This window comes from Microcystis sp. LE19-84.1B (assembly GCF_027531875.1).
GTDB lineage: Bacteria > Cyanobacteriota > Cyanobacteriia > Cyanobacteriales > Microcystaceae > Microcystis > Microcystis panniformis.
The window spans coordinates 1-13,966 of the sequence record NZ_JAPZSR010000132.1 but is presented as its reverse complement, the minus strand read 5'-3'; the positions used below and the strand labels follow the sequence as shown (position 1 = coordinate 13,966).

At 45.2% G+C, this 13,966-nt stretch carries 14 protein-coding genes and 1 pseudogene; 12 read left to right on the top strand and 3 right to left on the bottom strand.

Features of this window, described 5'->3' with window-relative positions:
- Nucleotides 1-52 precede the first annotated feature (52 nt).
- The 5 genes from O9324_RS07975 to O9324_RS07955 all read left to right on the top strand — a co-directional run bounded on the left by O9324_RS07975 (nt 53) and on the right by O9324_RS07955 (nt 4,732).
- Nucleotides 53-556, top strand: a complete 504-nt coding sequence (locus O9324_RS07975) for a permease (protein WP_288139914.1) — start codon at nt 53-55, stop codon at nt 554-556.
- A 45-nt stretch (nt 557-601) separates the two neighbouring features.
- Nucleotides 602-1,369, top strand: coding sequence for a 7-alpha-hydroxysteroid dehydrogenase (gene hdhA, locus O9324_RS07970; RefSeq protein ID WP_002767739.1), 768 nt, complete (start codon nt 602-604; stop codon nt 1,367-1,369).
- A gap of 51 nt (nt 1,370-1,420) precedes the next feature.
- Entirely contained in the window at nt 1,421-2,218 is a 798-nt protein-coding gene (locus O9324_RS07965; protein ID WP_002786918.1) for an SDR family oxidoreductase, read from the top strand.
- A gap of 101 nt (nt 2,219-2,319) precedes the next feature.
- Nucleotides 2,320-4,254, top strand: a complete 1,935-nt coding sequence (locus O9324_RS07960; protein ID WP_288139913.1) for an alginate export family protein — start codon at nt 2,320-2,322, stop codon at nt 4,252-4,254.
- A gap of 94 nt (nt 4,255-4,348) precedes the next feature.
- Complete coding sequence (locus O9324_RS07955; RefSeq protein WP_288139912.1) at nt 4,349-4,732, top strand: DUF4346 domain-containing protein; 384 nt, start codon at nt 4,349-4,351, stop codon at nt 4,730-4,732.
- Nucleotides 4,733-4,960: 228 nt separating this feature from the next.
- Here the strand turns inward: O9324_RS07955 and O9324_RS07950 are convergent, their stop codons facing one another.
- On the bottom strand, nt 4,961-5,824 hold the full coding sequence (locus tag O9324_RS07950) for a branched-chain amino acid ABC transporter permease (protein WP_287731723.1): 864 nt from the start codon (nt 5,822-5,824) through the stop codon (nt 4,961-4,963).
- 270 nt (nt 5,825-6,094) lie between these two features.
- On the opposite strand from O9324_RS07950, the gene O9324_RS07945 reads away from it, so the two are divergent.
- Together O9324_RS07945 and O9324_RS07940 are read left to right on the top strand one after the other, a co-directional pair.
- Nucleotides 6,095-6,604 carry a pentapeptide repeat-containing protein gene (locus O9324_RS07945; protein ID WP_002760385.1) on the top strand — a complete coding sequence of 170 codons (510 nt, stop codon included), beginning with the start codon at nt 6,095-6,097 and terminating at the stop codon, nt 6,602-6,604.
- On the top strand, nt 6,601-7,728 hold the full coding sequence (locus O9324_RS07940) for a 5-(carboxyamino)imidazole ribonucleotide synthase (RefSeq protein WP_288139911.1): 1,128 nt from the start codon (nt 6,601-6,603) through the stop codon (nt 7,726-7,728). Before O9324_RS07945 ends, O9324_RS07940 begins: the two co-directional genes overlap by 4 nt.
- Nucleotides 7,729-8,008: 280 nt before the next feature.
- Here the strand turns inward: O9324_RS07940 and O9324_RS07935 are convergent, their stop codons facing one another.
- Complete coding sequence (locus tag O9324_RS07935) at nt 8,009-8,947, bottom strand: SGNH/GDSL hydrolase family protein (RefSeq protein WP_287731725.1); 939 nt, start codon at nt 8,945-8,947, stop codon at nt 8,009-8,011.
- An 82-nt stretch (nt 8,948-9,029) separates the two neighbouring features.
- Between O9324_RS07935 and O9324_RS07930 the strand changes: the two genes are divergently transcribed.
- From O9324_RS07930 to O9324_RS07910, 5 genes and pseudogenes are all read left to right on the top strand, one after another.
- Nucleotides 9,030-9,164, top strand: coding sequence for a hypothetical protein (locus O9324_RS07930; RefSeq protein ID WP_287731726.1), 135 nt, complete (start codon nt 9,030-9,032; stop codon nt 9,162-9,164).
- A 165-nt stretch (nt 9,165-9,329) separates the two neighbouring features.
- Nucleotides 9,330-11,321 (top strand): DICT sensory domain-containing protein, encoded by a 1,992-nt coding sequence (locus O9324_RS07925; RefSeq protein ID WP_287731727.1) that lies wholly within the window; start codon nt 9,330-9,332, stop codon nt 11,319-11,321.
- 162 nt (nt 11,322-11,483) lie between these two features.
- Nucleotides 11,484-12,689: an argininosuccinate synthase gene (locus O9324_RS07920; protein WP_288139910.1), complete on the top strand. Its 1,206-nt coding sequence runs from the start codon at nt 11,484-11,486 to the stop codon at nt 12,687-12,689.
- An 84-nt stretch (nt 12,690-12,773) separates the two neighbouring features.
- Nucleotides 12,774-13,055: an element excision factor XisH family protein gene (locus O9324_RS07915; protein ID WP_353851692.1), complete on the top strand. Its 282-nt coding sequence runs from the start codon at nt 12,774-12,776 to the stop codon at nt 13,053-13,055.
- A gap of 11 nt (nt 13,056-13,066) precedes the next feature.
- Nucleotides 13,067-13,255, top strand: a pseudogene (locus tag O9324_RS07910) (element excision factor XisH family protein); the annotation flags it as partial.
- Here the strand turns inward: O9324_RS07910 and O9324_RS07905 are convergent.
- On the bottom strand, nt 13,212-13,966 hold a 755-nt coding region (locus O9324_RS07905), incomplete at its 5' end, for a transposase (RefSeq protein ID WP_353851690.1). The pseudogene O9324_RS07910 and the gene O9324_RS07905 overlap by 44 nt on opposite strands.

Below are 13,966 nucleotides of genomic sequence, written 5' to 3'. Positions count from 1 at the left end.
TCAGTCTGTAGAGCGACCATAAGACCAGAACAGAGTAAATCTGTTAAGGCAGGTGCGGAACCCCGCAAGGGAAAGAAGCAGAAACCCAAATCGTGAGGTTTGGGAATCACCGTCCGTTTACGGCGGTGAGGATGTCAACAATGGTGTGATTGGCTGGTTTATGTTTCGAGGAAAAGATACTCTACCGCTCACTGTGGATACCATATCAGGGCATGAAAAAACGGTCTTCTCCACGGGAGTGATGACCGCTTTTATACTTTCCCTCATCTTGGGGATGATTGCCTTTTTTACTTTCCGCAAAAAAGCCAAAGATTTCCACGTCGCATCCCCAGAACTTTTAGAGCGCCCTTTCTTCTTTTTTGGAGTCAGGACAGTCCTGTTTTATGCTCTGTTTGTCTTTGGTACAGTGGCCTTGGCTGCCCTATTCTTGCAAAAGTTTTTGGGGACGATTCTGGTGACACCTATTATCGGCGCAATTATCTTAGGGATTATCGCCGGGATAGCCTCTTGGTTTATTAATGCGGCGGTGATGAAAGCCATAGGGCGGCCTGAGTAGATTTTTGAGGTATGACCGAGCATCATTGAATATTATGGAGATTTTATGACCGTTTTGGACGCATTTAAGCTCGATGGGCAAGTAGCGATTGTAACTGGGGCAGGTGCGGGCATTGGCCGAGGCATTGCCGAATTATTTGCCCAAGCAGGGGCAGCGGTGGTGGTCAGTGACCTCAAGGAAGACACCGCCGCTATTGTTGCTGATGGCATTAAGGAAAAGGGCGGCAGAGCGATCGCGGTCGCCTGTGATGTTACTAATGAACAGGCTCTAGAAAACTTGGTTAAGTCCACCCTGGATGCTTTTGGCAAAATCACCCTGCTGGTAAACAATGCCGGCGGTGGTGGGCCAAAACCCTTTGATATGCCCATGGATACTTTCATCTGGGCCTATAAAATCAATGTATTTTCGGCGTTTCATCTCTGTCAATTATGTGTCCCTTATATGGAAGCGGCGGGGGGAGGAGCGATTTTAAATATCTCCTCGATGTCAGCAGAGAACAAGAATATCAATATGGCCTCTTATAGCTCCTCTAAGGCCGCCGTCAGCCACCTCACCCGCAATATTGCTTTTGATCTCGGGCCGAAAGGAATTCGGGTAAATGCGATCGCCCCCGGTGCGATCAAAACCGATGCCTTGGCGAAGGTGCTGACTCCGGATATTGAAAAAGTGATGCTCAAGCATACCCCCCTCGCCCGCTTAGGGGAACCCAGTGATATTGCCTATGCTGCCCTTTTCCTCTGTTCACCGGCGGCCAGTTGGGTGAGTGGGCAGATCCTCACCGTTAGCGGCGGCGGGGTTCAGGAATTGGACTAACAGTCTATTATCGATTCATTTAACCGTATTTAACGACAAAAAGGAGAGAATATGAGCAATTTTGATGCTTTTGCTGATTTTCGCATGGATGGTCATGTGGCCATTGTCACCGGCGGAGCCCAAAATATTGGGGAAGCCATTGCGAAAACCTTTTCTGGCGCGGGAGCCAAGGTCATGATTGCCGACCTGAATGGAGAAAAAGCCCAAGCAACAGCCGAGGCTATTCAAGCTGTCACAGGGAATCAAGTTCTAGGGATCGGCTGCAACGTCACTGTGGAGGAAGATATTCAACAATGTGTGGCCAAAACGGTGGCAGCTTTTGGCGGCATTTCTACCCTTGTTAACAATGTAGGTTGGGGTAAAGCTTACGACGACCCCCTAGAGGTTCCCATGGAGGAAATGATCGAAAGCTATAAACTCAATACCTTAGCGGCTACGCGGATGACTTCTGCTTGTCGTCCCTATTTGCTGAAAGCGGAAAACGCCACGATTACTAACTCCGGTTCGCTGGTGGGGGTTTTGCCAGCTTTTGACTTTATTGCCTATTCCGCCGCTAAAGCCGCCCTTAACCATCTGATGCTAGGTCTGGCTCACTATTTTGCTAAACAGGTCCGCGTCAATACTGTCTTAATTGGTACAGTGATCACCGAGGGTTATGCCGCTGCTGGTTTGGATGAAAAAGCCCAATATGCTCTAGCTCATCCCGACAACCTGACTGGACGCGCCGGTAAACCCCAAGATATTGCTAACGCTTTTCTCTGGTTAGCTTCGCCGGCTGGCTCTTGGGTGAGCGGTCAAACCTTACAAGTCTCCGGTGGTGGCAAACGCGTCCGTCTCAAACCCGAATAACGGCTCTCTTGCCCCTCCTTGACCTTTCTCTGCGATTTGTCGTTATGGTTTTTGCTGCTTTTGGATATCGTCGGGCTATCAGGCTAGTAACTTCTTTTTCAGTGTTAGCATTGTTTAATCTCGCCTTTGCTGGTCAAGGGCAGCTCTTGGCCGAAACGGCGATCGCTGAGGAGTCCACCCCGATAACCGACCCCTTAGAAAATGGGGCTAGTCTGGGGCCAGTCCTCCACCTTCCCCCGAACTCGGTTGCACAATTTAAGCAGCAGCAGCCTGGAGCTAATCTCCCGACTGCACAAGTGAGCCAGGATGATGTCTCGCCAACGGAACCGGTAGAGTTACCATCCCCTGAATCTACAGCGTCGCCGCCAAAAGATCCCAATGCCAGGTTAAGGATTCCCCCCAATTTTGGCGAGGGGTTTCCCATTGAACGGGTGTTTATCTACGTTCGCAACCCCAGCAACGACCCGAAGCAAGAGGAAGAGAGCCGACGGCAACTGGCGAATAGTTTTGGCATTCGGGCCGGGGGAAACTTTAGTCCCCTTTTGGCGGATCAGGGACTGAATCAGGTGCAGCGCTTGCCCTTTGTCGAGAGTGCCGAGTATCGTCTCTACCAGTCAAATCTGCCCGGTGTGGTCATTGTGGCGTTGCTGGTCAATTTGAAACCACAGGAGGTCTCCCAAGTCCCCGGCCCTAAACCGCCAAGGGGTATGGTGATCAGTGGCAAGTTACGGGATTTTCCTACCCTCTACGAGAGCGATCGCAGTTTAGTTAAATTGATCCTCAATGGGGGTGTGGGAGTCTTTAGTGATACTAATCCCTGGTTTGGCAACCCAGAAAATTTTGCCCCCAGTTCCTACCAACCGAAGGGAACAATTACTTGGGGAGAATTTTATCTAGAGCCTGGTTTAGCAGGTATTACTGGTCTGGGGAATTCTCCTGTGTATATCTATGGTGGCGCTTCCTATACGGTATCTGGGACAGTTCAACCGGACATTTTCCGTACAGACTCAAGGTTCTACGGTGATATTGAAAAGCTCTACGGCGGTTTTCTGGTGGCTAAAACGGGAAATCCTCTCGTTTTTAACCTATCGGCAGGACGGCAAATTTTCCAACTCAATCAAGGCTTTTTGTTTTCTCAGTTTAGCGGTTCGGCTAATGCTCTAGATCGAGCCGCCAGCTATTCTAACCCCCGCACTGCCTACGAGATGACAGTGCTGTCTGATTTGCGCTGGGGGGATTTTCGTTTACAGGGGTTCTTTCTGGAGCCAGATGAGCTATCAGTGGCTGATAGCAATACACAATATTTGGGAATTAGCGCCCAGTATAACAATAATCAAGGGGTTGAGGCTGTTTTAACCTATGTGGGTGTACCTCAATCATCCCGGACTTATTTGCTGCCGGATGGTGAACGGCTAACCCGTCAAGGGTTACAGGTGATTAATCCCCGATTGCAGTTATCGCCATTGTTTGGGGTACCCGGACTGTGGTTTCAAGGGGAATATGCCTACGAATTTAATGACCGGTATAGTATGTCAGCCCAGGGGGGTTATCTTTGGTTAGGCTACAGTGTTCAAAATGTGCGCTGGCAGCCTAGCTTTAGCTACCGCTTTGCCGGTTTTAGTGGCGATAACCCCAAAACTGCTACATACGAACGTTTTGATCCCTTGCAAGCGAGTGGTTTAACTGACTGGTTACAGGGAATTAGTCTCGGCAAGGTTTATAACAACTCTAATAGTTTTTCTCATCGAGTCAATTTTACGGTGATGCCTACCAGTAACTTTGAGTTATCCCTAGATTACTACTACCGGTTTGCCGACACGTTGAATAACTTAGGGGGTAATCCCGCCCTCCAGACGCTGAAATCCTATGATCTTGGCCATGAATTACTGTTAATTGGGCGATATTATCTGTCTCAAAATTTCTTGCTTCAGGGGGTTGGTTCCGTGGCTTTTCCAGGCACTGCTATTCGTCTCGCCGCGGACAATAATACTAGCCCTTGGGTTACTCTACAAGTGTCCCTGTTTATGTTTTTCTGAGTTTATCCCCATGTTGCCAGAGGACAAGGATGATGGTATGTGATATAATTTGCTCTTGCTTTCATCTACATATTTAAGTGATTTTGTCAAGAAAATGAGCGAATTAAAATCCCAAATCACAGCTATTGATCATCAACTTTCCAAACGCCCGATCGCTCTCGATCCCGGAGGATATTTTATTATTTATCTAGACCGAGAAGCAGGGTTAATCTGTGCCAAACATTACAGCAATATTATCAATGAAAAAGGTTTAGCCGTCGATCCAGAAACGGGAAAAGTTATCGGTGTTAGGCAAAAACTTGATCGCAATCCTGAGACTATTTACACCGCAAGAACCGCCAAAGAATTAGCCGTAAAAGTGATCGAAGAAACCCACCCTTGTCCGATTACTATGTTCGATCATGCTGCTTATTTAGGTCGAGAATTCACCCGCGCTGAATACGCTTTAATCACCGGGGAAGAATATATTCAGGATTAAAGATTGGGCTTTTCAGTAATCAGTAAACAGTAATCAGTAAACAGTAAATAGTAATCAGTAAATATAGCAGTTTTCATCAGAATGAGGCATGGGCAAGGGGCTTAAGTCCTTTGTTGGCAAAACTTGTCGATACCTCAGTAACGTGAAAAGCGCTATAAATAACTTAAAACTTCAAACTTAAAACTTACATCTGATAACTGATAACTGATAACTGATAACTGATAACTGTTAAACCGTGCCTTTAAATAAACCTTGGGGACGGAATAATAACAGCAAGATCATAATTAATAAAGCCACGGCTAATTTATAATCAGAACCAATTAAGGGAACACTAATTTCTTGGGCAACACCAATAATTAAAGCCCCAGCAATCGCTCCGTAGGGATTACCAATACCACCTAAAATCACGGCGGCAAACATTGGTAAGATTAAAAACCAGCCCATATTGGGACGCACTCCCCCAGTAATTAACCCGAACATCGCTCCGGCTAAAGCAGTTAAAACTCCCGTAATTATCCATGTCCAGAAGACAACCCATTCGACGTTAATTCCGGTTACTCTAGCTAAATCGGTGCTGTCAGCTACGGCGCGCATCGCCTTACCGATCTTAGTTTTTTGCAATAACAAATGGAGGGCAATAATAACTATAATTGCCAAACCAATAACTAACAAGCGATCTAAAGCTACTTTAATCCCAAAAATTTCTGTAGCGGTCATCACAGGCAGATCGTAGCGTTGATTACTACCGCCCCAGATCATTAAAATACCATTGCGAAGAAATAAAGCCAAACCGATCGAAATAATAATTAAAGTGGTAGAATCAGCCCGTCGATCGCGCATAGGTTTCCATAATAATCTCTCGGCAATGAGCATGGCAATAGCTGTCACCGCTGCCCCCACCAGCATCGCTAACCAGAGATTAATCCCTTGAGCATTTACCACCCAAGTTATGTAAGCACCCAAAGTCATAAAATCGCCGTGGGCAAAATTAGACAGACGCAAAATGCCACAGGTAAGGGTTAACCCAACAGCAGCCAGAGCAATAATACTGCCGACGGCTAAACCATTGAATAAAAGTTGCGGTGTATCCATCAAACCTCTTGTATAAATCAGAAATTGTCCTTAGAAATAGAAGTCAGGAGAGAGAAAATGAATTAACTTTTGTCTTTTACTTTATTTAGCTGAAAACTGGGGGCCCGTGGCTTAAATATTTTTGTTTAGACCAAATTGCATGGCAGTATAAGCCTAGACAGCCATTATAAAGGTTTGTGTGCCGGCAATTTCTGGCGGCCAGCGGAAAGCTGACGGCTGATGACTTACTGCTATAAAATCAAGAATGCCCACTGATGGAATTTGCCGCCAATGAAGACTATCTTTCGATTAGCGATCGCTTTTTTTGCCTTACTATTTATCCTATCTCCTGTCAATGCCTTAGCTGCCAGTTCTGCTGCTGTCACAGGAGCCAATGCCAGTTATGAAAACCAGAATCTGACAGGAAAGGATTTTTCGGGACAAAATTTGCAATCTGCCCAATTTACTAACGTTAATCTCCAAGATTCTAACTTTAGTTCTGCCGATTTGCGCGGGGCAGTGTTTAACGGAGCCTCTATCATCGAAGGCAACTTTCATGGAGCGGACTTAACCAATGGGTTAGCCTATCTGAGTACCTTTAAAAATTCCGATTTAAGCGATGCCATTTTTGCCGAAGCGATCATGCTGCGTACCATTTTCGAGGGAGTAAACATCAACGGTGCTGATTTTAGTTTTGCAGTGCTTGACGCTCAACAAATCAAAAATCTCTGTGAAAGAGCCGAGGGTGTCAACTCAAAAACCGGCGTCTCTACCCCGGAATCTTTAGGATGTGATCAATGATGCAAACAAGGGTTGGTGTTATTGGTGGTGGACAATTAGCTTGGATGATGGCACAGGAAGCCAAGAAATTAGGCATTTCTCTAATTGTACAAACACCAAACCCCGACGATCCCGCCGTTGCTTTAGCTGACGGGGTTGTCTTCGCAGAAATAGCTGACGTGGAAGGCACAAAAAAACTAGCTCAACATTGTGATCTGATCACTTTTGAAAATGAGTTTGTTAATTTAGATGCCCTAGAAGAATTAGCGGCCACAGGAGTGAAATTCTATCCTAGTTTGGCAAATCTGCGCCCCCTATTGGATAAATACGAGCAAAGATGTTATTTACGCTCCCTAGGGTTGCCTGTGCCTGATTTTTGGGCAATAGATAATTTATCCCAACTAGAAAATTATCCTTTTCCGCTAGTGCTGAAAGCGCGACGACAGGGTTATGATGGTCAAGGAACCTTTATTATCCGCACTCCTGAAGAATTAAACGCCAAAAAGCGGCAATTAGAGCGTCTTGACTTGATGTTAGAAGCTTATATTCCCTACGAGCGAGAATTAGCCATCGTTGCCGCTAGGGGATTAACCGGGGAAATCGTCACCTATCCCGTGGTGGAAACCCATCAAGAGGAGCAAGTCTGTCACTGGGTGATTGCTCCCGCCGCTCTTAACCAATCATTACAAGCTCAAACCGAACATATCGCCCATCATCTGTTAAGTAGTTTGTCGGCGGTGGGTGTTTTCGGGATGGAATTATTTGTCACTTCCCAGGGAGAGGTATTGATTAATGAAATCGCTCCCCGTACCCATAATTCGGGTCATTACAGCCTCTCTGCCTGTCTTACCTCCCAATTTGCCCTACAACTGCAAGCAGTGGCTAATTTGCCCCTCGGAGCCACGGATTTAAAATCTGCCGGGGCAGTCATGGTTAATTTATTGGGTTTTGAGGATAGTGACGGCGATTATGCCGAAAAAAGAGCAATTTTAGCGGCAATTCCAGGCGCTCACGTTTTTTGGTACGGGAAAAAATCCCGTCCTGGTCGAAAATTAGGCCATGTCACCCTGTTAAGGGATACAAGCGATCGCTCCAAGTTATCGGATCTGGCAAAGCAGATAGAAAAGCTTTGGTATGGTTGTTAGGGAAGTGGGGTGTATTTTCAGTAAACAGTAATCAGTGAACAGTAATCAGTGAACTGATAACTGATAAAAATGTAAACTGAAAACTCACATCTGATCACTGATAAGTAACTGGTTATAATTAAATTTAAAATCGATTTTAGGTTCGATCCCCCCTGCCCCCCTTGATAAGGGGGGTGCCGATAGGCGGGGGGATCTGATAATTTTTAACGCCTACCTACTTAACTGATAACTGATTACTGATTTATAACTGATAACTGATAACTGATTCAGTAAACCCTACTTAAAAGACATTTTTGATTGCCTCGGTCAGTTTTTGACTAATTAACTCGTTACCGTCTCGACTGAGATGAATATTATCGATATAGAGGGAATCAGGATTGGGATGTGCTTGAAAAATGGGCAGAAAATCTAGATAAAAAATCTGCTGGTTGCTGGTGAAATCCGCTAGTCTTTGACGGGCTTTTAATTCATAATCTCGCCCCTGTTTTTGAGCTTCGCGAATGAGGGGGGTAATAGCGATAATTAAACGGGCTTGATTAGCCTGAGCAAGGGCTTGAATTTGGGCAAGAGCGGTTAAATTATTGCCCACTCGATCGCCTCCTTCTTGCACCGGTGGTAGGGGAGGATAACGCTTAAAATATCGATCGTACAACTCGATTAAAGCTAAAGCCTGCCGGCGAGCGGGATAATTAATTTCTCGTCCCACCACCGCCGAACTAGGAGCTAAAGCGAACAGATCATCGGTGTTCATTAATAACACAATCACCTGGGATTCAAAGGTGCCGAAACGTCGGAGATAGGCCGATTGATTGCGCGGTCCCCAAGAATTAGCCGAAGCATTGAGAACTTCCACTGAACTCGTCAGATTCTGGCCTAAATTTTTGGCGATTAAAGCAGAAATGGTCTCTTTTTGATCTGTCCACCAGGAGCCATTAGCGATCGAATCACCGATTAACATGATTCTCGTCGTCTCTGGGGGCCGTTGGGGTGTAATCGGATCGCTCCGCATCGAATACTGATTAACGGCGATAAAATTGGAAAACCGGCGCGTTTGTTGATTAGGAGCCAAAAGATAGCCAATTTCGGCATCAGCTTTGTAAATAAGCGGATTACCGAACCCGAAGACAATTCTTAAAATAGCCTCAAGGAAAAGGGCAAGGGCGAAAAGAACGCCTAGAATGATTAAAGACAGCCGAATGATACCAATTTCTAATAACACGGATAGATGAGAGTTAGCTAATTTATGATCCTAAAGTGTCTCATACTTTCTACATCCATCTCATGAAAAGGAGTTAAGAGCAATGTCAGACTTAAATCGTGGCATCATGAAATTCGAGGGGGCCGATAAACCGGCAGTAGTGGCGATATCGTCCATTATCGTTATCGGTAGTATTATTGCTCTGATGCTTTGGGCAATGAAAGTCGCCTACACCTAGTTAGCTAGAATAATTTCGCTCACTTTTGGCATCACTCGGTTTAAATTTCTTGACGTCACGATCTCACCTCTTGTCCCCTTGAGCCTGTAGGATAGGGTCAAGGGAGAAATTGCTAGTTCCCTCTATCGCGCTTGCTAGTCACACCCGACTCGAGACAGATTATCGATGAGCAGATCAACTTCTGTTTTAACAGAACTGTTGCAGTTACTCCCCCAATGGCGATCGCAGATGTACTTCAAAGCATCCCTGACCGCGCTATCCCACGCCATGGAGGATCAGGTTTTAGCGGAAGACGATCAACCGTTAGTGATTGCCAGTTTTCAGCGTGAGCGCTTTTATCGTCAAGAGGCCCATCGCTATCGACGCATTGCCCACAAAAGCGGGCAAGTTTATGTTTTGTCGGCCCCAGAAACCGATTTTAAGCATAGTTCCGACATTTACGAGACGATCGCTTTTCAACCGGAGGACAGTTTAGCCCAAGAATGGCATCTAGTGGTTATCAGTCGCCATTATGCTAGTTGTTTAATCTGTCGGGAACGAACCCATCTGACAGCAGAGGGGGAAAATGGGGCAGCTATGGATAATAATCGCCGTTTTGAGGGGCTTTGGACGAGCGATCGCCATGTAAGTCAACAGGCCGCCCAAATTCTTTTAAATCATATTCTCGATTATCGTCCCGAACTAGCCGACAAAATTAGGCGCGCTCAAGAAGAATACCTGATCTGTGAACTGACGGACAGGGATCATCAAGAGGAACCAGATCCCTTTGTCCAGCGATTGGTCACTTATTTGCAAGCGGGACAGTATAAACTGCTGAAAGCCAATCGTTCCTTGGCATCGAAAGAACACAAGGAAAGACTGATCAACTCGGTGACAGCCTCGATCCGTCGTTCCCTCGATCCGGAAGCTATCCTACAGGTGGCAGTGCAGAAATTGGGGCAGGGATTGGGAGTCTGTCGCTGCGTGGTCTATCGTTGTCATGAGGCCGACATTAACGCCACCATCGAACACGAATTTTTAAACTCCGGCATTAGTTCCATCAAAGGACAAAAATGGCCACTGAAAAATAATCCTCTTTTTCAGGAAGTGCTGGAATTGAGAGAATCCCTGAAAATCGAAGACGCTATTCACGATCCCCGTCTCCCCGGCGATTCCATTCAAAATCTGGTGCGGGAATGTTCCATCTATTCCTGGTTATTAGTACCGATTCTTTACCAAAGTCGTCTCTTGGGAATGTTGGAACTGCATCACTGTGGACCCTATACCACCACTTGGAAAAGCGAGGATGTCGCCCTTGTGGATGCGGTGGCCACTCAAATCGGAGTCGCCCTCATTCAAGCAGAAGCCTACGCTAATTTACAGGATTTAAATGAACAATTAGCCGCTCTCGATCGCACTCGTTCTAATTTAGTCGCCATAACCGGCCACGAATTACGCACCCCCCTCTCCACCATTCAAGTCTGTCTAGAAAGTTTGGCCTCGGAACCGGATATGCCGGCAGAAATGCGCCAAATTATGCTTGATACTGCCCTGAAAGATGCGGAACGAATGCGTAAATTAATCCAAGATTTTTTAACTCTTTCTCGGTTAGAAAGTGGCCGGGTTAATTGGAATCCCGAAGCTTTATCCTTATCGGAATGTGTGGAATTAGCCATCAGTCATGTTCACTCCCGCAATCTCGACAACGACAACCCAAAAATTAGCAATCTTGTCCCCCCTAATCTGCCCTTTGTTTTAGCCGATGGCGAGTGGTTAGTGGAATTACTCTCCAAACTTCTCGATAATGCCTGTAAGTTTACCGGTCGCGAGGGAAATGTCTCGATCGAAGTCGCTTCGGGAAAGCCAAAAACTCTAGAAGTAACCATTTCTGACACTGGACGCGGGATCGAACCCAATCGTTTAGAACAGGTTTTTGATCGCTTTTACCAAGAGGAGGGGGCCCTGCGACGCAGTGCCGGGGGAACCGGTTTAGGACTGGCTATCTGTCGTCAGATCGTTAATGGTTGGGGCGGCGAAATTTGGGCAGAATCCCAGGGCAAAAATAACGGCAGTCAGTTTCATTTTACTATTCCAATATTTAAAGATAAAACTAACGATAATCCCCAAAATACCGCTCCGAAAAAATCCTCCCGTCGTCCTGCCAGTAAACGTAAATAGCGGCCGGTTGCCCGTTTAGTTTTTGCTCTTTGCTCGTGACTTCCTATTCCTTTTCTTCATCAAAAACTAAACAAAAAAGCATTAAAAAAGAAGCATCAAATCCCCAAGATATATAATAAAATTAAAAGAGTAATCAATTAGTCGTTTTTAGGTGAAAAAATTATGGGACGCGCCAAGAGAGTGGTTTTAGCTTATTCCGGAGGAGTCGATACTTCCGTCTGTATTCCCTATCTCAAACAGGAATGGGGAGTAGAAGAAGTGATTACCCTAGCCGCCGATTTAGGACAGGGAGACGAATTGGGACCAATTCAAGAAAAGGCTCTGCGCTGCGGAGCGATCGAATCCTTAGTCGTCAATGCCCAGGAAGAATTCGTCAAAGAATACGCTTTTCCCTCAATTCAAGCTAATGCCCTGTACGAAAATCGTTATCCCCTTTCTACCGCCCTGGCTCGTCCTTTAATCGCTAAATTATTAGTAGAGGCCGCCGAGAAATACGGGGCCGATGCCGTCTCTCACGGCTGCACCGGCAAAGGTAACGATCAAGTGCGTTTTGATGTCGGCATTATGACCCTCAATCCTAGTTTAAAAGTTCTCGCTCCCGCCAGGGAATGGGGCATGAGCCGGGAAGAAACCATCGCCTACGGGGAAAAATTCGGGATCGAGTCTCCTGTGAAAAAATCCTCGCCTTTTAGTATCGATCGTAACCTGTTGGGGCGCAGTATTGAAGCCGGTCCCTTGGAAGATCCGATGACGGAACCCCCGGAAGAAATCTATTTAATGACCAAAGCGATCGCCGATACTCCCAACGAGCCGGAATACGTCGATATTGGTTTTAATCAGGGGATTCCTGTCAGTTTAAACGGAGAAAATCTCGATTCTGTCACGCTAATTAGTCAATTAAATGACCTAGTGGGTAAACACGGTGTTGGTCGTTTAGATATGATCGAAAACCGGGTAGTGGGAATTAAATCCCGAGAAATTTACGAGGCCCCGGCTTTATTAGTTTTAATTGATGCTCACCGGGACTTAGAAAGTTTGACTTTAACTGGAGATGTTACCCAATATAAACGGGGAATTGAAGAGACCTACGGACAGTTAATTTATAAAGGATTGTGGTACAGTCCCTTAAAGGAAGCGATCGATGCTTTTATCCTCAAAACCCAAGAACAGGTGACGGGATCGGTGCGAGTGAAACTGTTTAAAGGTAACGCTAAAGTGGTCGGTCGTCAGTCAGTCAATTCTATCTATTCTCCCGATTTAGCTACCTACGGAGCCGAGGATCAATTTGATCATAAAGCTGCTGAAGGTTTCATCTATGTTTGGGGATTACCCAGCAAAGTTTGGGCCGAAAAAACTAGAGGGAAGTAATCAACAATTCTCCCCTAAGTAAGTGGGTGTTAATTCAGATCCCCCCAGCGATCAACACCCCCCTTATCAAGGGGGGCAGGGGGGATCAACACCCTTATCAAGGGGGGAAGGGGGTATCAGCGCCCTTATAAAATTAAATATAAAGATACTGAATTATTTGCTGATTTAGCAGCAGAAAAACCTCTGGCTGCTGAAAGAAATGGACGTAAAATTGTTGTGGAAATCAAAAGCTTTTTAATACTAAATCCGTTGAGTAACGCACAGAAAACGGGTTTCTCGGAGAAACCCGTTTTCTACTCATGCACTCATGCAAAAAGGGGAATAAATAATCAGTCTTTAATAACCAGATTTAGTATAAGTCCCTAGCTTTAGGACAATATATTTTATATCGAAATTTAATCAGTCTTATTGAACCAGAATATCAAATTTATTTAGCCATTAAAGACAGCATTTATGAAAATTTTTTCCAACGAGAATCAATTCAGGCTATTGTGAAAATAAGCTGGGAGGGGGACAAGCCAGCTAGAAGGTGGATAGGGCAAGCGATATCGCTCTTTGTCCCTTGATGTAATCCTTCAACCGATAGCGGCTAATTTGCATTAGCTCTTCTATATTTTTTGGGAACATTTGATGTAGCTGGAGCCAATGATAGAGATGTTGACCCACATAAAAACTGCTGTGTCTGCGTTGACCTTTATATCTTTTTTCAGGTCTTGTGACATATTTTTGGATTCCCATATCCTTAATTTTTTTACCTTGCAGTGTGGCACTTGTATAGGCGATAGCTATAACAATTATCAGCTTTGATAGGTATTGCGGTGCTAATTGAGAACCTTCTAAGCTATAGCCTCCCGACTTAAAATCTCGAAACATCTCCTCAATATCAAATCTTTTTTGATCGGCAATTATTGCCGTCTCTAAATCTCCAAAGTTAGTCAGAATATACCAAGGTTCTTTTGTTTTAAAACCCCGATAGGTTTTTTTCCACTTACCAGCCAAGTTAAAGTTAAACTCTCCAAACCCCTGCTCTTTTGTAACATTGACATCATTCAAAAATAGTTGAGTTCCTGGACTTAAACCTAAGGCTCTCATTTCTTGATAAATTCCTTCTTTTGTCTTCACATTTGTACTTTGTTTTTGTCTTAAACAAAAGTACAAACTCGGCTTCTGAAGCCACTTTCCAAGACTGACCGAGCAAAATTCTCTATCTCCTAACACCACTATTTTATGACCTGATAGCACCGTCAATATTTTCCCCAATACTCGCTGCTGTTCTT